A 20,200-nucleotide genomic window follows, 5' to 3' on the forward strand; every position below is an offset into this window, starting at 1 on the left:
CGTGGTAGATGCCACGGGTGATTCACACGGGCGACACCCACGTCGGGTACCAGCAGTACAACTCGCCCGCGAGACGACGGGACTTCCTCGAGGCGTTTCGCAACGTCGCCGAAGACGCCGTTTCCGGCGACGTCGACGCGGTGATCCACGCCGGCGACCTCTTTCACGACCGCCGGCCGGGACTGGTCGACCTCCAGGGGACGGTCGAGGTGTTGCGGACGCTCGCCGACGCCGACGTGCCCTTCCTCGCGGTCGTCGGCAACCACGAGGGCAAACGCGACGCCCAGTGGCTCGACCTCTTCGCCGACCTCGGACTCGCCGTCCGGCTGGGCGCCGAGCCGTATCTGCTCGAGGACGTGGCCATCTACGGCCTCGACTTCGTCCCTCGCTCGCGCCGAGAGAGCCTCACCTACGAGTTCGAACCGCTCCCCGAGACGGCCGAGCACGCCGTCCTCGTGAGCCACGGGCTCTTCGAGCCGTTCGCCCACGCCGACTGGGACACCGAGCGGCTGCTCTCCGAATCGACCGTCGACTTCGACGCCGTCCTGCTCGGGGACAACCACAAACCCGACACTGCCGAGGTGTCTGACACGTGGGTCACCTACTGCGGCTCGACTGAACGTGCGAGCGCGGCCGAACGCGAGGCTCGCGGCTACAACCTCGTCACGTTCGACGACGAGGTGGCGATCACCCGCCGGACCCTCGAGGCCACCCGCGAGTTCGTCTTCGTCGACGTCGACCTCGCAGACGGCGAAGGGATTGATCGCGTGCGCGAGCGTGTCCGGGAGTACGACCTCGCCGAGGCGGTCGTCATCGTCACGGTCGAGGGCGAGGGGAAGCCGATCACGCCGGCGGCCGTCGAGGAGTTCGCCCTCGAACGCGAGGCGCTGGTCGCTCGCGTCAACGACCGTCGCGAGATCGCCGACGAGGACGACGAGCTGTCGGTGCGCTTTGCCGACCCCGACGCCGCGGTCCGCGATCGAATCCGCGAGCTGGGACTGAGCGACGCCGCCATCGGCATCGACCGGACGGTCCGGGACGAAGCCGTCGCCGACGCGAACGTGCGTGAAACGGTCGAACGCCGGGTCAGGGAGGCGCTCGAGGAGGACCGCTCGGCGTTCGAACCGGCGCCAGGTCGCGACCCGGAGACGGTGACGACGGTCGCCGACGCGCTGGGGGCGGACGACGACGCCGGGGGGAGCGAGGGATCCGCCGACGATGATGACGATGAGGGTGCCACCGAATCTGTAGACGGTGAGACGGCCGAAGGGCGCACCCACGACGAGCCGTCCACGGACGACGACGAACAGGTCTCACTGGGTGATCTCACGTGAGAGCCGAATCCCTTCGCCTGCGGAACTTCAAGTGCTACGGCGACGCCGAGCTCCGGCTCGGCCCCGGCGTCACGGTCGTCCACGGCGTCAACGGCAGCGGGAAGTCGACGCTGCTCGAGGCCGTCTTCTTCGCCCTCTACGGCTCGAAGGCGCTTTCCGACCGCACGCTCGACGACGTGATCACGACCGGCGAGGAGGAGTGTGCGGTCGAACTCGGCTTCACCCACGACGGCCGGGACTACCGCGTCGAGCGCCACCTCAAACGTCGGGGTGAGCGGGCCGCCACGACGAAGTGCGTGCTCGAGGCGCCCGAGGGCACGATCGAGGGGGCACGGGACGTTCGCCGGCAGATCACCGAACTCCTGCGGATGGACGCCGACGCGTTCGTCAACTGCGCGTACGTCCGCCAGGGCGAGGTGAACAAGCTCATCCACGCCTCGCCGCGGGCGCGCCAGGACATGATCGACGACCTGCTGCAACTGGGTGCGCTCGAGACCTACCGCGAGCGGGCGAGCGACGCCCGCCTCGGCGTGAAGTCGGTGCTCGACGGCCAGCGTGAGGTCCTCGAGAGCCTGCACGACCAGGTCGAACGCAAAGAGGCGAAAGACCTCCACGAACGGCTGAACGGCCTCGAGTCCCGACGAGCCGACGTCAACGAGCGCATCGATCACTACGAGGGACAGCGCGAGCAGGCTCGAGAGACGCTCGAGACCGCGCAAGCCGTCCTCGAGCGCCACGAGGAGACCCGCGAGGAGATCGACACACTCGAGACCGAGATCGACGAGCTGCGGTCGAAGATCGCCGCCACCGAAGGCGACCGCGAGGACGCGAACGCCGAGATTCGGGAGCTAGAAGCCGAACGCGAGGAACTCGCGGCCGAACGCGACGAGTTGCTGGCCACGGTCGATCTCGACGGCGGTGCCGACGAGGTCGCCGATCGAATCGAGCGCCTCGAGAAACGCGACGACGAGCTGCGAGACGACCTCGAGGACGTTCGCGTCGCGATCACGGAAACGAGCGGCGAACTCGACCGGCTCAGGGAGGCGGCCGACGACCGCGAGGCCGAGGCCGAGACGGCCCGCAGCGAGGCCGACGACCTCGAGGAGCGCCTCGAGGCCGACGAGGGGGCGATCGCCGACCGACAGTCGAAGCTGGCGGAACTCGAGGCGCAGCTCGAGACGGCGCGCGGCCGCTTCGACGACGCGCCGGTCGACCGTGGCGAGGCGGCCGACCACCTCGCTTCCCTCGAGGCCGACCGCGAGGAACTCACTGACGAGATCGGCGACGTCACCGCCGAGGTCAGGAGCGTCGAGAACGCGATCGAGGAGGGCGAACGGCTGCTCGAGGAGGGCAAGTGCCCGGAGTGTGGCCAGCCCGTCGAGGACTCACCGCACGTCGACGTGCTCGACGACCGGCGCGAGGAACTCGCGGAAGGCAGGGCGCGCCTCGCGGCGCTCGAGGAGGAACGTGACGAGCTCGACGACCGAATCGACCGCGCGGAGGCGTTGCGCGAGGTCGAGCGGCGGATCGACCGACTCGAGGAGAACCGTGAGAACGTCGAGCAGTTGCTCGCGGAGAAACGTGAGGCGCTCGCGGAGAAACGCGAGAGTCACGACCGACTGCTCGAGGAGGCCGACGAACTCGAGGCCGACGCCGCTGAGAAGCGCGCCGAGGCCGACGACCTCGAGGAGACGGTCGCCGCCCGCCGGGCCGAACTCGGCGAGATCAACGCCGAGCGTGGCGAGCTCAAGGAGACGCTCGAGTCGCTTCGGCGCATCGCCGAGATCGACGACGAACGCGCTGAACTCGCGGGCGAGATCGAGACGCGCCGCGAGCGGCGAGCCGACTGGAAGACGCTGAACGACGAGCGTCGCGAGACGCTCTCGAGCAAGCGCGAGCGCAAGCGCGACCTCGAGGACGAGTTCGACGACGAGCGCGTCGAGACGGCCCGAACGGACAGGGAGAACGCCGAGGCCTACCTCGAGCAGGTCGGCGAGACGATCGCGGAACTCGAGGAGAAACGCGACGGAATCCAGAACGCGATCGGGGCGACGGAGAACGAACTCGAGGAGCTCGAGGCACTGCGCGAGCGCCTCGCGGGCGTCGAGGAGACGTGTGCGAGTCTCGAGTCGCTGTACGAAGAAGCCGAGACGTTACAGGCGACCTACGGCGACCTTCGGACGGAGTTGCGCCAGCACAACGTCGAGACCCTAGAACGGCTGCTCAACGAGACGTTCGACCTCGTCTACCAGAACGACTCCTACGCGTCGATCGACTTAGACGGCGAGTACCAGCTGACGGTTTACCAGAAAGACGGCGAACCGCTCGAGCCCGAGCAGCTGTCGGGCGGCGAGCGGGCGTTGTTCAACCTCAGCCTGCGCTGTGCGATCTACCGGCTGCTCGCCGAGGGCGTCGAGGGAGCCGCACCGATGCCGCCGCTCATCCTCGACGAGCCGACGGTGTTCCTCGACTCGGGACACGTCACCCAGCTCGTCTCGCTGATCGAGTCGATGCGCGACCTCGGCGTCGAACAGATCGTCGTCGTCAGCCACGACGAAGAGCTCGTGGGTGCGGCCGACGACCTCGTCCGCGTCGAGAAGGACGCGACCTCGAACCGGTCGCGACTCGAGCGCGGTGACCCGCCGGAGCTCGCGTTGCTCGCCGGCGATTGAACTGCCTCGTCACTCCAGAACGTCGAGAAGCTGCGCCACGTAGGGACTGTTCTCCCCGCTTCGGTGCGGAGCGATCGACTCGATCAGTGTCCGCGCCGCGTCGTGGCTCATGTGCCCGCCGCGGGCGTAGTCACAGATGAGTCGCGGCGTCGGGACGATCCGCGGACCGGTGAGCACGGCGTGGACGAGTGCGAAGTTCGTCCCGCCGAACTCGTCGGTGAGAAAGCCGTCGGCCTCGAGTGCGTTCGCGAGGACGATTCCGTCCGTTTCGCCATCGTCGAGCCCAAACGCGGGGCGTGAGTCGGGCGTCTCCGATCGGTCGTACGGATCCTCGACGGCGTAATACGCTCTGGCAGCGAGGACGTTCCTCGCGGCTGCCCCGTGGATGTCGTGGTACTGAGCGACGTCACGGAGCTCCGAAACGACCTCCGGTGGGACGACGACGTCACAGGAGGTGAGCAGATACTGGAGCGGATCGGGTGACGTGTCCGTGTCGTACCGGTCGTCGGCACGCGGGACACCGAGGCTCACGAGCGCGCTCGTATCGGCGACGACCGTTCGAAGCCGTACTGGGCCGCTCATCGGTCGTCGGCCGTACCGTTCGTCTTATAAATGTCGACGTCGTCGGGTGGCGCGAGGTCGAACGGCTCGCTCGCCAGGTCCGCTTTGAGGAGCCGAAGCCGTTGTGCGGTCTCCGCACCGACGAGCTGCTTGACCGTCTCGAACTCGAGCTGGTCGTCGTAGTACCGTTCGGCGACCAGCTCCTGGAACGAGTCACGCTCTGCGGTCTCCTCGAGGTACTCGCGGATGGCTTCGACGAGCAGGTCCGTTCGGTCCTTGTCGAAGAGGTCGGCGATCGCGTCCAGTCGCTCGACGAGGTACTCCGGAGACTGGAAATGGACGCGTCGGGGCTCGTCACTCGCACTCATCTCATGTGCATACTATGCACATGTCCGGATAACGCTTTCGCCCCATGCATCTCAGACGAGGCTCGCGCCGTCGAACTCACCGCGGCTGAACTCGACGTCCATCAGCTCGAGGATCGTCGGTGCGATGTCTAACAGGTCGGCGTCGCCGATCGACGCGTCCGGGTCGTCGACGAACAGCGCCGTGTCGTCGAAGCTGTGCATGCCGTTTCGCGGGCCGGTGTCGAACACCTCGCTGTCCGCCTTGAAGCCGGATTTGAGGTCGAAGCCCTTCGCCGGGATGGCCACGAGGTCGGGAGCGATCTCGTCGTGGTCGCCGCGGAAGGCGTCTTCCTTCTCGACCACGCGCTCGACGACCGGTTTCCCGTTCGGTCCCTCGAGTTCCTCGAGCATTCCCTTCAACTCCTCGCGGACGTCGTCGTACTCCTCTTCTGTGACCGAGCCCCGGGGCTCGCGGCCCTCGAGGTTGAGGTAGAACCGGCCGGGGATGAACGAGTACGCGCGCGTCTCGTCGGCGATGTCGCCGAGTTCCTGGGGCTCGTCGGTCTGGAACGAGAGCCAGCCCTCCTCGCGGAGCCACTCGTTGCAGTGGACCTCGTAGTCGAGGCTCGTGAAGCCGTGATCGGAGGCGACGATCAGCGTCACGTCGTCGGGCAGCGAGTCGCGGATGCGGCCAATGTAGTCGTCGAGCTTCCGGTAAAAGTCGAGGAACTCCTCTCTGTACTCGCCGTCGCGCTCGTAATCCTCGAAGAGGAAGTGGTTGACTCGGTCGGTGGTCATGAAGACGCCGAAAAAGAGGTCCCAGTCGTCCTCGGCGAGGTAGTGGCTGAATGCCTCGAAGCGGGCGTCGAGCGTCGCGTGGGCGTCCTCGATGAAGTCGGCCTTGTCCTCCTCGTGTCCCAGCTTTGGATCGACGTCGATTCGGTAGTCGATCGACTCGAGATACTCGCGGACGTCGTCGGGGTAGGCGGCCCGTTCGAGGCCGGGGGAGAGAAAGCCCGAGACCATCCGCGTGACGTTGCGCTGGGGCGGGAATGTGACGGGGACGTTCAGCACGGTCGCTCGTCGTCCCTCGTCGGTGACGCGGTCCCAGACGCGGGTGGCCTGAACCTCGTTACCCATCGGGACGTAGGTGTCGTAGGTGCCGACTTCGCGGTCCTGGAAGCCGTAGACGCCCGTTTCTCCCGGATTCATCCCCGTCGTCAGCGCAGGCCAGCAGGCGCTCGACTCCGGCGGAACGATGCTCGAGATCTCGCCGGCTACACCCTCCTCTGCGAGCGCGGCGAATGCAGGAAACTCCTCACGGTGCTCGGTGAGGAGACTGTACGGCACGCCGTCGATCCCGATGAATGCGACGCGGGGGTGTCCATTGCCCCGGAGTCGGTCGAAGAGACCCATGGAGGCCCGTAGTCCGACCGCGTACAAGAAGGTTCGTCTCGAGACACTGTTTTCGAGAACGTCGACGTCGCCAGCGGCCGCCTCACCCGTCGGCGCGGACTCCTGAGGCTCGAAGACGACCGTCGGGGGGCGTACCGGGCGGACTCAGTCCCGACGGTTGCCCGGTGCGTCGGGATCGAAGTTCGCCGGAACGACGGTGGGGTGGGCCATGCCGATCCCGGAGTCGGACGAATCGGTCGACGACTTCGGGTTCCGCACGGGGTGGTTCTTGGTTGCCATCACAGGCAGAGCTAGGGACGCACGGCCCATAAAATTACTCATGCTCATAACTCATCGTCCGTGGGACGTGCATAACTCGAGTGAATCGGTGGCCGTGCCGTCGTGCGGTCGGCGATGTCCGTCCGGTCGCAGTGAGACGGTCGACGCGAGTATCCACTCACGGTCGGACCGACGACGCGAAAAACGGTGTGCGACTTAGCCGAAGTGCTCTTCGTAGAGCTCCTGGGCGTGCTCGATGGCGTCGTAGGCCGCCTGTCGGTCCTCCCAGCCGAGCGTCTCGACTTCCTTGCCGGCCTCGAGGTTCTTGTAGGTCGCGAAGAACTCGTCGATCTCGTCGCGGGTCTGCTGGGGGATGTCCTCGAGGTCCTCGATGTGGTCGTATCGGGGATCCTCGACGGGAACGGCGATCACCTTGTCGTCCTGCTCGCCGTCGTCGTCCATCTTCATGAGCGCGACCGGCCGGGCCTCGATGACGCAGCCGGGGAACGTCTGGTCTTCGACGAGCACGAGGACGTCGAAGGGGTCCTCGTCGTCGTAGTAGCTCTGTGGGATGAAGCCGTAGTCAGAGGGGTAGTGGACGTTCGAGTGGAGCACGCGGTCGAGCATCACGCCCGGGATGTCCTTGTCGTACTCGTACTTGTTGCGCTCGCCTTTCAAACACTCGACGACCGCGTAGATCTCTTCCGGTGCGTTCGGTCCCGTCTCGAGGTCTTCCCAAAGGTTCACCATGCAGGTGAGAGTCAGCGGTGGATCAAAAAGTACTTTCGTAATCGTCCGACAGTGGAAGGTAACGGCAGCCCTGAACAGCGTCGACCGGGCCGACCGACTTCGCCGCCGGCCGATCCGTTCGGGGTTTGCCGCCGGGTCGAGTCTCGATCCTACCAGTACGACAAGACGAATAGTTGGTAAGTCTTAAATAGTCTGGTGACATTTACCCACCCATGTCAGAGGCACAATCAATCACCGGCAGTGAGGGCATCGCACGGGAACTGACGGCGTTCCAGAACAACATCCTCGTCATCCTCGCCAAAGAGCCAATGTACGGACTGGCGATCAAGCGCGAACTCGAGGACTACTACGGGACCGAGGTCAACCACGGGCGCCTCTACCCGAACTTAGACGAGCTCGTCGACCTGGGGCTGGTCGAAAAGAGCGAACTCGACAAGCGGACCAACCAGTACTCCCTGACCGACGGCGGCTACGAGGCCGTCCTCGACGGCGTCGAGTGGACCTTCTCGAAGGTCGTCACGGGCGACGACCGCGCCGAGGAGCTCAAGGCACTCGTCGACGAGAGCTACTGAACGTCCTCGACCGAGAATTCGGGCACCTCTCGGTCGACCGTCTTGAACAGGAGCTCGATCGACTCCTCGATCACCGCTCGCTGTTCGTCTGACGGCCACGCATTTCTCACGAAGTACTCGGAGAGAAACTCCGCCAGCTCGTCCTGACTCACGGAGTCGATCGGGCGCGCGTAATGATTCCCCATGAAGTCCGCGAGCGCCTCGACGTTGTCGCCGTGGACGTCGCCGTGTTCGCTTCGCACCGCCGTGACGAGTTCCCGATTCTGGGCGTCGAGTGTCGCCCAGTCGTCCGGATCGCCGGCGCCCTCGAGTGGAATCTCGACCGCCCGCGAGAGATCCTCGATTCGATCGGTTCGAACCACACCATCGGTGTTGAGCCACGCGTCGGGGTGGAGCACGAGGGTATCGTTCCCGCCGGCCTCGCGAACGCGGGCCGTAAACTCGTGATCGGCGAGCAGTTGCTCCCGTCGCTCCCGGTAGGCCGCTTGCTCACCGTCGTCGACGGCGTTTCTCGCCAGCCGCGTCAGTCGCTCCGCTTCGTCGATCGTCTCCTCCGGAAGGTCGCCCCCGTCGGGGTCGGATGGTTCCTCGTGGACGTCACTCATAGCTGTTAGCCGTCCTACGAACGGTCACCGTTTTTGGCTGTCGGTTCACACCGACAGTTGCAGTCTCAGTTCCCGTCCATCGCCTCGTTCGCCAGCGCGTCCGCGCGCTCGTTCACTTCGCGGGGGACGTGCTCGAGCGTCCACGTCTCGAACGACGAGAGGAGTTCGAGGGCGGTCACACGCTTTTCGCGGAGTTCGGGGTTGTTCGTGTCGTACTCGCCGCGGACCTGTTTGACGATCAGTTCGGAGTCACCCCGGACGTGGACCTCGTCGTAGCCGTAGTCGCGGGCGGCCTCGAGTGCGGTGATCAGTGCCTCGTACTCGGCCTGGTTGTTCGTCGCGCGGCCGATTCGGTCGCTTCCTTCGGCGACGATGCCGTTGCCCGTGACGATCACCCAGCCGATGCCGGCCGGGCCGGGGTTGCCGCGCGCGCCGCCGTCGAAGTAGACGTGTGCGCGCCCGCCACCCTCGCGGAGGTGCGCTTCGATGTCACGGGGGGTCTCACCCTGGATCACCACCTTGTCGTCGTAGGCGACAGCCGTCGCGTCGCCGTGTGCTGCGCGCCAGCGCTCGTGGTCGGTGTTGCCCGGCTCGACCGCTACACCTGCGTTCTCGAGTCGTTCGCGGGCGTCGTCGACGTCACACTCGATGACCGGCATCCGTCGAACTCGACGGGAGGGTCGGGGTAAAACCTTTCTGGTTCCGATTCGAAATCGAGAGGGTGAAGGGCCCCAGACGCCAGTTTTTGCCCGAATTGCTTTCCCGGTGCAAAATCCTTCCCGAGGGTTTATATACTTTGATGCTACTACTATAAAAGTGCGATGACACGGTCCACCCGCCAGCGGGAGCGAGCGCGCGAGATGGACGAGGCCGAGGATCAAGAGGGGGTACGTGCCTGCCCTGAATGTGAATCCGAGAACCTCGTTAAGGACTCCGACCGGGGTGAGCTCATCTGTGAAGACTGTGGGCTCGTCGTGGAGGAAGAAAAAATCGACCCCGGCCCGGAATGGCGGGCGTTCAACCACCAGGAACGGCAGGAGAAGTCCCGCGTCGGTGCACCGACGACCCAGACGATGCACGACAAGGGGCTGACGACGACGATCGACTGGAAGGACAAAGACGCCTACGGCCGCTCGATCTCCTCGAAAAAGCGCAGTCAGATGCACCGGCTGCGAAAGTGGCAAGAACGCATCCGTACCAAAGACGCCGGCGAGCGTAACCTGCAGTTCGCACTGTCGGAAATCGACCGGATGGCCTCCGCACTCGGCGTGCCGCGATCGGTCCGTGAGGTCGCGTCGGTGATCTACCGACGAGCGCTCAAAGAGGACCTCATTCGGGGGCGATCGATCGAGGGCGTCGCCACGTCGGCGCTGTACGCCGCCTGCCGGAAGGAGGGAATCCCGCGAAGCTTAGAGGAAATCTCCGAAGTCTCGCGCGTCGAACGCAAAGAGATCGGTCGAACGTATCGGTACATCTCACAGGAACTGGGCCTCGAGATGCGACCCGTCGACCCGAAAAAGTACGTCCCGCGCTTCTGTTCTGAACTCGAACTCTCCGAGGAAGTCCAGACGAAAGCCAACGAGATCATCGAGAAGACCGCCGAGGAAGGGTTGCTGTCGGGCAAGTCGCCGACCGGCTACGCCGCCGCCGCGATCTACGCCGCCTCGCTGCTCTGTAACGAGAAGAAGACCCAGCGTGAGGTCGCCGACGTCGCCCAGGTGACGGAAGTGACGATCCGGAACCGGTATCAAGAACAGATCGAAGCGATGGGCATCCACGGGTAAGCGGATACCCGTTTTCGAACGCCAGCGGCCACTCGAGCGACCGCTCCCCCACGCTCGAGCGCCCGCCGCGTTGCGCCACGGCTCGTTCGAGCGCTCGCCGGCACCTCGCGACAGCCCACGAAAAGAGACGCGTCGAACCCGCCGAGCGTGCGTCGGAGCGCCGATCAGTGACGGCCGTACAGCGAATACATGATCGCCAGCAGGCCAGCGAGGCGGCTGAGGTTCTCGACGAAGACCGTCACCACGCGATCCGTGCCAGCGAGGCTGGTGAGCGTGACGTTGAACAGGAACGGAAACAGCGTCAGCAACAGCAACCCAACGGCGAGATAGAGCATCGACCGGCTATCGTTTCGCCGGTAGCCGCGGTAGGCCTGGTAGGCGATCAGTGTCCCGATGAGCGCGACCAGAAAGAGACTCGCCACGGTCATGAGTTCGAACATCGTCGCCTCGTCGAGTCGAACGACGTCCGTCATCGCATCCCCTCCCACATTCGGGTGAACTTGTCTGCGACGTCCTCGTCCCGGTAGGAGACGTCCACGGAGAACGAACCCTCCTCGAGTGAGAGCTCGAACGTGTCGAGACGCGCCTCGTAGACGCTGTAGTGGTTGCCGTCCGATGCGATCTCGGTTCGTTCTGTGACGAGGCCACACTCCTCGAGGCGCTCGAGTCGACGGTAGATCGTCGGCAAGGAGGCGTCACAGCGGTCGCTCAGTGTGCTGGCTGACATGGGTTCGACGCTGGTTTCGGTGAGGATCGATCGTGCGTACTCGTCGTCGAGAAGGGCGAGCAACTCCGACAGGGTAGACTCCTCACTCACTGACGTTCGGTCGTTGTCCGATCGATATGAAAAAGTGTCCGATTTTTCTGAGCGAGAGAATCCGCGACCCCGTTGACGTCGGTCACCCGTCGATGAACACGTGGTGACGGACGGTGATCACGTGCTACCCGCCATCGTCGACGCCTGCCAGCCCCCACCCATCGCTCGAACGCGCTCATCGGCCGTTCGATCCCGAGCGTTCCAGCGACGTCGACCGATTCCTGCCGGTCATCGGTGCCGTCACCGCTTTTCGACCGCCGACTGCACGTGGCGTTGGCCGACGTTTTTCTCAGACCCGTGGGTGTTTTCTGATCGAGAAAATACGATTCGGGATATATGGTGTTCACGGAAGAATGGACACTCGAGGTCCGACGATCAGACCCGGATCGTCGGCCTCTGCCTCTGACAATCGATACGATCGAACGTCGCCATCCCGGGCCGGAACCGGCCCGGTGTCCCCACCGGCGGCACTTTTGCGAGGAGTTCGATCCCGCTGCCGTTGCCCGCTGACGTCGCCCCGGCTCTCCTGCGACTGCGGCGTTCGACGCCCATGTCTACCCGTTCGACACCCGAATCGATCTCCGCCGAGCGTGTCGTCCGATCACTCCTCAACGACCGTGATCGAACTCTCGTCGGTCATGTCGTATGCGACGTGGGCGTCGTCGCTCGCCTGGCACACCAGGTCGTACTCGCCGGGCTCGAGTTCGAGTTCGTCCTCGAGTTCGCCGTCGCCGTAGTGGATGTACCCCTCCTCGAAGGGGATCGGTTCCCTCGGCTCGACGGGCGCTTCGTCGATCAGCAGGTGCAGGTGTCCGGCGCCCTGCTGGGGGGCGTCGCCCTCCGGCCGAACCTCGAAATCTTCGGCTTCCAGCTCGATCTCGACCGGGCTCGTGACCTCCTCACCGTCCTCCGGTTCGACGAACGCCACCTCCCCGTCGGGATCTTCGTAGTCGACGTCCTCGGGGAGGTCGTCTTCGTCCTCCTCGTCCGCCCCGGCGCCGGCGTCCTCCGCCTCTTCGTCGGGACCTGTTCCCCAGATCGGATCGCCCCCTTCGTCGGCGTCGGTACAGCCCGCAACCGCGGCCAGGCCGACCGCAGCGCTCGAGGCGAGCAGTCGTCTGCGCGTCGTTCGTGAGTTCATCGTCGCTCCTAGCCTCGCACGGCCGAAAAGGGCGGAGCAGTGATTGGCAGGCCGGGAGCCTCGCCGCGACGACTGGGATCGGGCCGATCGCCAACTCAACATTCAAACCCGGGCCGCGCGTATCCCCGGTGAATGCGCCTCGACGACTACATCGAGGATCTAGAGCCCGACGAAGAGGCCGAACGTCGGCGCCTCGCGAGAGCAAAGTCCTACGCGATCACAGATCACCTCGAGCGGTTCGAACGAGAGTTCGAGCAGGCGCTGAGCGGCGACACTCTCGTGGGTTCGACCGCGCCGTCGATCTTCGTCGGCCGCTCGAGTTATCCCGACGTCCCCGTGGGCGTGCTCTCGCCGGTCGGCGACGAGGCGCGGGCGGAGGAGTACGTCACCGACGGACGCTGGTACCGCCAGGGCTACGACATCGAGGACGTGCTCCAGCGCCGAACCGGGCTCCTGAACTCGAGCAAGCGCGCCGACGTCACCTCGCCGTCGATCGCCAGCCGACTGGCGCCCTCGGTGGCGGACGTCTGGGATGGGTTCGTCGGCGTCCAGCGCGAAGTGGCGATCGCCGATCGACCGGTCGACCTCGAGATCGGCCTCGACGGAACGCCCGACCTCGGCCTCGAGGCGGGGACGGACGTGGCGACCCCGCGTGGGCCGCGGGCAACCGCCCGCGGTGCCGAGCTTCGGGAGAACCCCCACGTTCCCCGGCCGGTGCAGAAGACGCTCGAGGACGACGACTGGAAGGCCCAGGGGGCGATGACGTTCCTCTATCGCCGGGGGTTCGACGTCTACGAGATCGACTCGATCCTTTCGGCGGGCGCGCTCGGGCAAGCCGAGAGCCGACGGCTGGTGCCCACCCGGTGGTCGATCACCGCCGTCGACGACGCGATCGGTCAGTACCTCCGCGGTCGGATCAAGAACGCCCCGAGCGTCGACGAGGTGCAGGTGTGGGCGAACGAGTACGTGGGCAACCGCTACTGGGTGGTCCTCGCCCCAGGCAGCTGGGAGTTCGAACTCGTCGAGATGAAAGCCCCAGGCAGCATCTGGAACCCCGACCCGCACGACGACGTCTGGATGGCGAGCGCGTCGGAGGGCTACGAGGGGCGCTCGAGTTACGTCGAGGAGACCGCCGGAGCCTACTACGCCGCGCGGCTGGGCGTCCTCGAGCACCTCGAGTCGATCGGCCGGCAGGCGAAGTGTCTCGTTCTCCGGGAGGTGAGCGACGACTACTGGGCACCCGTGGGCGTCTGGCAGGTCAGAGAGAGCGTCCGGAACGCCTTCGATGGAGAGTACGGCGAGGCCGAGACGTTCCACGGAGCGGTCGCCGCCGTCACAGCGCAGTTGCCCGTCTCCCACGACCGCCTCCGGCGAAAGTCCGAACTCGCCGCCGGCGTGCAGTCGAGTCTCGACGCCTTCTCGCGGTCCACCTGACCGTCCGTCAGATCCCGACGCCTTCTCGCGGTCCACCTGACCGCCCGCCGGGTCCCGACGCAATTCGTCGATCGGACCAGAACGGACAGGCCACTGCAGGTCGAATCGATCCACGTGCGCCTGTCTAGTCTCGGTATCGTCGTCAGCCTGCCCGGTGGTTCAGAGCTGTCGCTGCTCCCGCTGATGCTCGTCTTCTACGTCGCCATCCCGCTGGCCCTGCTCTACCTCGTCGCGCGACGCGGCGACGACGACGGCGACTCCGCGACCGTCGAGCGGGAGTGAGTGTCACCCAAACGACTATTACGTCAACGATCCTTTCTGTCTGCATGGTCCTCACCCCCTCCACGATCGCCCAGCTGCCGGGCGGACCGGAGCTCTTGATCCTCCTGTTCATCTTCGTCCTCGTGTTCGGACTCCCTCTGATCGCCATCGTCGCCCTCGCCTGGCACCTCACGAGACGCGACGACGGCGACGCCCGGGCGCGAGCCGACGAGCCGGCGCGGGAGGGGCCAGGCGAGGGAGTCCGGAACCGACTCGAGGACCTCGAGCGACGGGTCGAGGCCCTCGAGGACGACGGACGCGACGACTGACCTCGCTTCGCTGGATCAGAGCGCCTAAGCCGAGTGAGAACGAGGAACGCGTATGTTCGTCGCGTTCGTTCCCGGTGATCCGAGTCTGCTCGATCTCGCCGGCATCGTCTTTTTGCTCGTCGTCGTTCCGGTGTTCGTGCTCGCGATTATGGCGATCGTCACGGGCTACATCCAGCACGACGCCGAGGAGTTCCTCGAGGAACTCGAGGAGCAAGAGCGCGACGGGAGCGCAGAGTCGAACGCCGACGACCGGTGACGGATCAGGAGTCGAACGGGTTCTGCGTCCGGCTGAAGACGGTGACGCTCGCTTTGAACACCGCGAGCAGGATCGGCCCGAGGAACAGCCCCAGGATGCCGAGTAAGTAGATGCCGCCGACGACGCCGATGAGCACCACGGCCGGGTGGAGGCCGGAGCCCTTGTCGACGAAGATCGCCCGGAGGTAGTTATCGACGACCGAGAGCACGGCGAGTCCGTAGCCGAGCAAGAAGACCCCCCCGAGGACGTCGCCGGTGACGAACAGGTAGGCAACGGCCGGCCCCCACACCAGCCAGACGCCGACGATCGGCAGGATCGAGACGACGATCATGACGACGGTCCAGAACGCCACGTTCGAGACGCCGACGACGTAGAGGCCGATGCCGCCGAGGATCCCCTCGACGATCGCGACGAGCAGGTGACTCTGGATCACGGCCCAGGTGACGACCGACATCTCGTCGAACAGTTCGTCGACGACGCTGTCCTCGAGTGGGGTCACCCCGCGGACCCACCCGAGAAAGCGCTCCCCATCGACGAGGAAGTAGTACAGCAGGAAGACGAGCACCATCAGCCCGAAGCTCATGTGGATCGTCCGGTTGACGAGCCCGAGGGCCTCGCTCAGGACGGTCTCGAGCGACGCGTAGAGGAACGCCTCGAACTCTTCGGCGACCATCAGTTCGAGCTCGTCGACCTGTTCGGGGTCGAGGCCGAAGTCGTCGACCAGCACGTTCCTGACCGTCTCGATCGCCTCGGTGACGTCTGACTCCTCGAGGTCGTTCAAGAACGACAGCACCGTCTGGAGGATGACGAACGAGAAGACGAGCAGCGGGACGACGGCGGCGACGAACGCGAACGCGGTGAGGACGATCGCCGACGGACGGGGACCGATCCGGGGCGCCAGTCGACCGTGGAGGGGCGTGAGGAGAAACGCGAGCAGCCCGGCGGCCAGTACGTACTGCAAGAACGGGTCGACCATGAGGTAGCCGACGACGCCGAGGCCGGCGACCAGCAGGGCGAAAAAGCCGGTTCGTACGTCCATGCGCCGAACTGTCGCGTTCAGCACATAAGCCTTGAGGTCGGCGGGCGTGACGGCGACGCTGTCGACGAAACCGTACGGACTGTCGAGCGTCGTCGACGGTCGAGTGCCCTACCGTCGCATCAGGTCCGAGAGTCGGTCGGCGAGACCGGTGTCCGGCCCGAGTTTGAGGTAGTAGGCGTCGCCGCCGTCCTCGTAGTAGTTGTCGATGCGGCGTTTGATCTCGAAGCCGAGGTGTTCGTAGAATCGGAGGGCGTTCTCGTTCGTCGTCCGGGCGTGGCAGGTGACCGATCGGTGGTCGCCCGCGACGCGGGCGATCAGTCGCTTGCCGATTCCTTCGCCCCGGTATTCGGGAGAAACGGCGAGAAAGAGGATGTAGCCGTCACGCCTGACGGCGGCGAAGCCGATCAGCCGTCCGTCCTCGACGTAACAGTGGACCGTCGAGCGCCGATAGGCGTCGGTGAAGAAGTCACGACGCTGCTTGAGGACGCCCTCGTCGCTCCGGATGCGCTCTTTCAGGTCCCAGGCGTCCTCGACGAACTCATCGCTGCCCGGCCCGACGACCCGACTGTCGACGTTGACGCTCACTACCAACCGGTAGCAGGGACGTAAATATAATTCCACCGGCAACCATGTGCGGACGGCCGCCAGCTCGAGCGACGGACATACGACGACGGCCGCCGAACGAGCCGACGATGGAATTCCAACTACGCGAGCACACGGCCGACGTCGCCGTCGCCGCAACGGGCGAGCACCTCGAGGAGGCGTTCGCCGCCACCGCGGACGGACTCGCGGCGGCGTGCTGTGAGAACGTCCCCGACGAGGGAGTGCGGTTCGACCTCTCGGTGACGGCCGAGAGCGACGAGGCCCTGCTGTTCGACTACCTCGACGAACTGATCTACTTGCGGGACGTCCGCGACGAACTCCCCGTCGACAACCGCGTCGAAACGATCGAGCGCCCCGACGGCGACGGCGAGTGGTCGCTCGAGGCCAGCGCCCGCGGCGTCCCTCTCACGGAACTCGACGCCCGCGAGGTGAAAGCGGTCACCTACTCCGAGATGCGACTCGAGGAGGGGCCGGAAGGGTGGGAGGCGTACGTCGTCCTCGACGTGTAAGCCGCCCGGCGTCGAATCCCGAGGCGATCGCGTGAAATCGGCTGTCGAACCCCGAACAGGGACACTTCTTTCACCGAGGGCGATGCACTGTCGTGTATGACCACGTTCGACGCAGACGGCATCACGCTCCAGGAAGTCGAGGAGTACATCTGGGAGATTCCACAGGAAGGCGGGATGCGCGCGCCGGCGCGGGTGTTCGCCAGCGAGCTGTTGCTCGAGGAGATCGCCGGCGACAAGACGCTCGAGCAGCTGAAGAACTCGACGCACCTGCCGGGGATCGCCAAGTACGGCATCTGCATGCCCGACGGCCACCAGGGGTACGGCTTCCCGGTTGGCGGCGTCGGGGCGTTCGACGCCGAAACGGGCTGTATCTCGCCCGGTTCGGTTGGCTACGACATCAACTGCCTCCCGGGCGACACCGACGTCTTGCTCGAGTTCGGACGACGGATCCCGATCGAAGAACTCCGGAACCGATTCGAGGACGAACGAGCGATCGTCGCCGGTGACGAGTCTGTCGCTTCGCCGATACAGCTGTTCACCGAACGCGAGAACGCGGCCGTCTACGAAGTCGAAACCGAGACCGGCGATCGAATCAGGGCAACCGCCGATCATCCGTTCCTGACGCCCGACGGGATGGTCGAACTCGAAGCCCTCTCGGAGGGCGACGACGTGCTGGTACAGCCGTTCCGCGGCCTCGAAGACGAGGAACCAGACGAGTTCACGGTGGTGTCGAAAGACGACTTCGCCGACGAGAACCCACAGCTCGTCCGTTCGCTGGAAGATCGTAATCTCCTTCCACTGAAATCGACCGACGAGGCGTTCAATCGACTGCTCAAGCTCGTGGGGTTTCATACCGGAGACGGGGCGATCGGACACGGTGGACAGACGTGGTTCTACGCCGAACCTGAAGACCTCGAGTCGATCCAGGAAGACATCCGTGCTGTCGGGTTCACCCCGTCGAAAATCTACGAACGGGAGCGATCCCACGAGATAGATGGGAACTCGTTCGAGACCACCGAATACAGCGTCCGTTCGAGCTCGAAGGGATTCCAGAAACTCCTGTGTGAACTCGGCGCACCGGACGGGCGAAAAATCGAGTCCGAGTTTACGACGCCCTGGTACTTCGATCGACTCGCAGACTGGCAAAAAGCGCTGTACGTGTCGGCGTACTTCGGTGCGGAGATGAGTGCGCCGTCAGCCCAACACGACAAGAACCTTTACTGTCCGAAAGTCTCCCAGAATCGGACGGTCGACGCCGCCGACGCAGGCGAACAGTTCATGCGGGAAATCGCCGCATTTCTCGAGGACGTCGGCGTCGAGACGAATCGGATCGAGCGGTTCGAGACGGACTCCAGGGGGAAACGAGAGACGATCAGGCTCCGACTCGGGATAAAGAACGATTCCAAGAATCTGATCCGCTTTTTTTCCACCGTCGGATACCGATACAACCGCCAGAAGCGCACGCAGTCGATCAAAGCGCTCCAATACTTAAAGACGAAAGAGGCCGTTATCGATCGTCGTTCGGAGATCGCCAGGCAGGCGAAAGCGATGGCTGACGGTGGGACGCCAGTCACCGACATCAAGTCCCAGTTCGACGTCAACGAACGATTCATCGAACGAAGCGTCTGGTCGGGACGCAACGGTCGGCCGCGCCCACCGGCCGACTTCCCTGGCTTCGAGGAATACTGTGAGACGGTCACGGTGGATGAGAATCTCACGACCCGAACGCGGATCAGCGCCATCGAACGAGCGGGTGAGTGTTCGGTCTACGACATCGGGGTCACTCACGAGGCGCACAACTTCATCGCCGATGGGTTCGTCGTCTCGAACTGCGGCGTCCGGATGATGCGGACGAACCTCACTTACGACGACCTGCAGGGACACGAGGAGGAGCTCGTCAACTCGCTGTTCGCCAACGTGCCGTCGGGGCTCGGCAAGGGCGGCGTCGTCGAGACGGACGTCGACGAGGTCGAGGAGATCCTCGAGCGCGGCGTCGAATGGGCGCTCGAGAACGGCCACGCCGTCGAGGAGGACCTGTTGTGCTGTGAGGACGAGGGCCACCGCGAGGAGGCCGACGCCTCGAAGATCTCCCAGAAGGCCAAAGAACGGGGGAAAGGACAGGTCGGCTCGCTCGGCTCGGGTAACCACTTCCTCGAGGTCCAGCGCGTCACGGACATCTTCGACGACGAGCGCGGGGCGGCGTTCGGACTCGAGGAAGACCAGATCGTCGTCCTTATTCACTGTGGCTCGCGCGGGCTGGGTCACCAGACCTGTAACGACTACCTGCGAAAGATCGAGAAACAGCACCAGGGCCTGCTGAACCAGCTTCCCGACAGGGAGCTCGCCGCGGCACCCGCGGGCTCACAGCTCGCCGAGGACTACTACGGCGCGATGAACGCGGCGATCAACTTCGCGTGGGTGAACCGTCAGCTCATCATGCACCGCACGCGGCAGGTGTTCGAGCGCGTCTTCGACCGCCCCTGGCAGGAGATGGAGATGGAACTGCTCTACGACGTCGCCCACAACATCGCGAAGAAGGAGACCCACGAGGTCGACGGCGAAGCGGGCGAGTACTTCGTCCACCGGAAGGGGGCGACGCGGGCGTTCCCAGCGGGCCATCCCGAGGTACCCGCCGTCTACCGCGACGTCGGCCAGCCCGTCATCATCCCCGGCAGCATGGGGGCGGGCAGCTACGTGCTGGCGGGCGGCGACCGCTCGATGGAGCTCACGTTCGGCTCGACGGCCCACGGCGCCGGGCGCGTGATGAGCCGCACGCAAGCGAAGAAAGACTACTGGGGCGAGGACGTCAGGGACGAACTCCGCGATCAGCAACAGATCTTCGTCAAAGCCCAGTCCGGCGCGACCGTCGCCGAAGAGGCCCCGGGCGTCTACAAGGACGTCGACGAGGTGGTCCGCGTCTCCGACGAACTCGGCATCGGCGACAAGGTCGCGCGTACCTTCCCGGTCTGTAACATCAAGGGGTGACCCGTTCGGTCGACGACCGCCCGTCCACGTCGGTCACTTCACCCGGTACGGGCTGTCGTCGTCATCGTCATTACCGTCGTCGTAGGGTTTTCTCGCCGTAATCGTTACCGTCGCCTCGGGGTCGTCCTCGTCGGCCCACGGACTGTCGTACGCCGAAAGTTCGACGTCGGTCACTGCCCAGCCTTCGGCCTCGATCAGTTCGACGAGTCGACGCTGGTCCCTGAGCATCTCGTCTTCCATACACGCTCGTTCGCCGGTCGTCACCGTAGTCGTTACGTCGTCGACTGAGACGGACCGTTGTACTGTATTACCGAATCACGACAGACCGTATGACACGCTCGGTCGATCACGGTGGGTCGCGCTTCGGTCGTCGTCCACTCGGATCGAGCGTCCTGACTGGCCGGCCTCACCTCGATCGTGTTGGACACGTAATCATAAAATAAAAGTTGTGTCGGGAACGAAATCACACGTCAGAGGGACCTCTCATGTTACACGACCGTCGTTTACGAACGCTGATGGACGGTGAC

The 20,200-nt window shown here is 65.1% G+C and carries 23 protein-coding genes and 1 pseudogene; 11 read left to right on the forward strand and 13 right to left on the reverse strand.

Translation table 11 applies throughout. The features are described from left to right. The first annotated feature begins 8 nt into the window (after positions 1-8). Both mre11 and rad50 read left to right on the forward strand, forming a co-directional pair. Positions 9-1,334: a DNA double-strand break repair protein Mre11 gene (gene mre11 / locus NMQ09_RS17490; RefSeq protein WP_255191862.1), complete on the forward strand. Its 1,326-nt coding sequence runs from the start codon at positions 9-11 to the stop codon at positions 1,332-1,334. After that, positions 1,331-4,006, forward strand: coding sequence for a DNA double-strand break repair ATPase Rad50 (gene rad50 / locus NMQ09_RS17495; protein ID WP_255191863.1), 2,676 nt, complete (start codon positions 1,331-1,333; stop codon positions 4,004-4,006). The genes mre11 and rad50 overlap by 4 nt, the downstream gene beginning before the upstream one ends. A gap of 9 nt (positions 4,007-4,015) precedes the next feature. Here the strand turns inward: rad50 and NMQ09_RS17500 are convergent, their stop codons facing one another. From NMQ09_RS17500 to NMQ09_RS17520, 5 genes are all read right to left on the reverse strand, one after another. Next, positions 4,016-4,588: a hypothetical protein gene (locus NMQ09_RS17500; RefSeq protein ID WP_255191864.1), complete on the reverse strand. Its 573-nt coding sequence runs from the start codon at positions 4,586-4,588 to the stop codon at positions 4,016-4,018. Continuing rightward, positions 4,585-4,935, reverse strand: coding sequence for a ribbon-helix-helix domain-containing protein (locus NMQ09_RS17505; protein ID WP_255191865.1), 351 nt, complete (start codon positions 4,933-4,935; stop codon positions 4,585-4,587). The genes NMQ09_RS17500 and NMQ09_RS17505 overlap by 4 nt, the downstream gene beginning before the upstream one ends. 51 nt (positions 4,936-4,986) lie before the next feature. Continuing rightward, the gene (locus NMQ09_RS17510; protein ID WP_255191866.1) at positions 4,987-6,330 is read right to left on the reverse strand and encodes an alkaline phosphatase family protein; all 1,344 of its coding nucleotides are present in this window, start codon (positions 6,328-6,330) and stop codon (positions 4,987-4,989) included. 144 nt (positions 6,331-6,474) lie between these two features. Then, positions 6,475-6,609: a hypothetical protein gene (locus tag NMQ09_RS17515; RefSeq protein WP_255191867.1), complete on the reverse strand. Its 135-nt coding sequence runs from the start codon at positions 6,607-6,609 to the stop codon at positions 6,475-6,477. A gap of 195 nt (positions 6,610-6,804) precedes the next feature. Beyond that, positions 6,805-7,338 carry an inorganic diphosphatase gene (locus tag NMQ09_RS17520; protein ID WP_255191868.1) on the reverse strand — a complete coding sequence of 178 codons (534 nt, stop codon included), beginning with the start codon at positions 7,336-7,338 and terminating at the stop codon, positions 6,805-6,807. Positions 7,339-7,550: 212 nt separating this feature from the next. On the opposite strand from NMQ09_RS17520, the gene NMQ09_RS17525 reads away from it, so the two are divergent. Beyond that, on the forward strand, positions 7,551-7,910 hold the full coding sequence (locus NMQ09_RS17525; RefSeq protein WP_255191869.1) for a PadR family transcriptional regulator: 360 nt from the start codon (positions 7,551-7,553) through the stop codon (positions 7,908-7,910). On the opposite strand, the gene NMQ09_RS17530 is transcribed toward NMQ09_RS17525, so the two are convergent. After that, positions 7,904-8,515, reverse strand: a complete 612-nt coding sequence (locus NMQ09_RS17530; RefSeq protein ID WP_255191870.1) for a DUF7108 family protein — start codon at positions 8,513-8,515, stop codon at positions 7,904-7,906. The two genes, NMQ09_RS17525 and NMQ09_RS17530, sit on opposite strands and share 7 nt — an antisense overlap. Before the next feature lie 65 nt (positions 8,516-8,580). After that, positions 8,581-9,174, reverse strand: coding sequence for a ribonuclease HI (gene rnhA, locus NMQ09_RS17535; protein ID WP_255191871.1), 594 nt, complete (start codon positions 9,172-9,174; stop codon positions 8,581-8,583). A gap of 162 nt (positions 9,175-9,336) precedes the next feature. Here rnhA and NMQ09_RS17540 point away from each other — a divergent pair, with 162 nt between their 5' ends. After that, complete coding sequence (locus NMQ09_RS17540; protein ID WP_255191872.1) at positions 9,337-10,299, forward strand: transcription initiation factor IIB; 963 nt, start codon at positions 9,337-9,339, stop codon at positions 10,297-10,299. A gap of 164 nt (positions 10,300-10,463) precedes the next feature. Here the strand turns inward: NMQ09_RS17540 and NMQ09_RS17545 are convergent, their stop codons facing one another. The 3 genes from NMQ09_RS17545 to NMQ09_RS17555 form a co-directional block, all read right to left on the reverse strand. After that, positions 10,464-10,772 carry a DUF7521 family protein gene (locus NMQ09_RS17545; RefSeq protein ID WP_255191873.1) on the reverse strand — a complete coding sequence of 103 codons (309 nt, stop codon included), beginning with the start codon at positions 10,770-10,772 and terminating at the stop codon, positions 10,464-10,466. After that, positions 10,769-11,116, reverse strand: coding sequence for an ArsR/SmtB family transcription factor (locus NMQ09_RS17550; protein WP_255191874.1), 348 nt, complete (start codon positions 11,114-11,116; stop codon positions 10,769-10,771). Before NMQ09_RS17550 ends, NMQ09_RS17545 begins: the two co-directional genes overlap by 4 nt. A 601-nt stretch (positions 11,117-11,717) precedes the next feature. Then, the gene (locus NMQ09_RS17555; RefSeq protein WP_255191875.1) at positions 11,718-12,257 is read right to left on the reverse strand and encodes a DUF4399 domain-containing protein; all 540 of its coding nucleotides are present in this window, start codon (positions 12,255-12,257) and stop codon (positions 11,718-11,720) included. Between the two features lie 132 nt (positions 12,258-12,389). Between NMQ09_RS17555 and nreA the strand changes: the two genes are divergently transcribed. The 4 genes from nreA (at position 12,390) to NMQ09_RS17575 (ending at position 14,537) form a co-directional block, all read left to right on the forward strand. Further along, complete coding sequence (gene nreA / locus NMQ09_RS17560) at positions 12,390-13,691, forward strand: DNA repair protein NreA (protein ID WP_255191876.1); 1,302 nt, start codon at positions 12,390-12,392, stop codon at positions 13,689-13,691. A 114-nt stretch (positions 13,692-13,805) separates the two neighbouring features. Continuing rightward, positions 13,806-13,973, forward strand: a complete 168-nt coding sequence (locus tag NMQ09_RS17565) for a hypothetical protein (RefSeq protein ID WP_255191877.1) — start codon at positions 13,806-13,808, stop codon at positions 13,971-13,973. A 44-nt stretch (positions 13,974-14,017) separates the two neighbouring features. After that, entirely contained in the window at positions 14,018-14,281 is a 264-nt protein-coding gene (locus tag NMQ09_RS17570; protein WP_255191878.1) for a hypothetical protein, read from the forward strand. A gap of 52 nt (positions 14,282-14,333) precedes the next feature. Next, positions 14,334-14,537: a hypothetical protein gene (locus NMQ09_RS17575; protein ID WP_255191879.1), complete on the forward strand. Its 204-nt coding sequence runs from the start codon at positions 14,334-14,336 to the stop codon at positions 14,535-14,537. A gap of 4 nt (positions 14,538-14,541) precedes the next feature. Here NMQ09_RS17575 and NMQ09_RS17580 read toward each other — a convergent pair whose 3' ends face one another. Together NMQ09_RS17580 and NMQ09_RS17585 are read right to left on the reverse strand one after the other, a co-directional pair. Further along, entirely contained in the window at positions 14,542-15,576 is a 1,035-nt protein-coding gene (locus NMQ09_RS17580; protein ID WP_255191880.1) for an AI-2E family transporter, read from the reverse strand. 108 nt (positions 15,577-15,684) lie between these two features. Further along, positions 15,685-16,161, reverse strand: a complete 477-nt coding sequence (locus NMQ09_RS17585) for a GNAT family N-acetyltransferase (protein WP_255191881.1) — start codon at positions 16,159-16,161, stop codon at positions 15,685-15,687. A gap of 107 nt (positions 16,162-16,268) precedes the next feature. Between NMQ09_RS17585 and NMQ09_RS17590 the strand changes: the two genes are divergently transcribed. The 3 genes and pseudogenes from NMQ09_RS17590 (at position 16,269) to NMQ09_RS17595 (ending at position 19,673) form a co-directional block, all read left to right on the forward strand. Continuing rightward, the gene (locus tag NMQ09_RS17590; RefSeq protein ID WP_255191882.1) at positions 16,269-16,688 is read left to right on the forward strand and encodes an archease; all 420 of its coding nucleotides are present in this window, start codon (positions 16,269-16,271) and stop codon (positions 16,686-16,688) included. Positions 16,689-16,784: 96 nt separating this feature from the next. Further along, positions 16,785-17,093: pseudogene (locus NMQ09_RS21190) on the forward strand (RtcB family protein); the annotation flags it as partial. Further along, the gene (locus tag NMQ09_RS17595; protein ID WP_425607272.1) at positions 17,085-19,673 is read left to right on the forward strand and encodes an RtcB family protein; all 2,589 of its coding nucleotides are present in this window, start codon (positions 17,085-17,087) and stop codon (positions 19,671-19,673) included. The pseudogene NMQ09_RS21190 and the gene NMQ09_RS17595, both read left to right, overlap by 9 nt. Before the next feature lie 33 nt (positions 19,674-19,706). On the opposite strand, the gene NMQ09_RS17600 is transcribed toward NMQ09_RS17595, so the two are convergent. Next, a complete protein-coding gene (locus tag NMQ09_RS17600; RefSeq protein WP_255191883.1) occupies positions 19,707-19,913 on the reverse strand; it encodes a hypothetical protein in 207 nt (68 codons plus the stop codon). Positions 19,914-20,200: the final 287 nt, after the last annotated feature.

The organism is Natronobeatus ordinarius (genome assembly GCF_024362485.1).
In the GTDB taxonomy this organism is placed as follows: domain Archaea; phylum Halobacteriota; class Halobacteria; order Halobacteriales; family Natrialbaceae; genus Natronobeatus; species Natronobeatus ordinarius.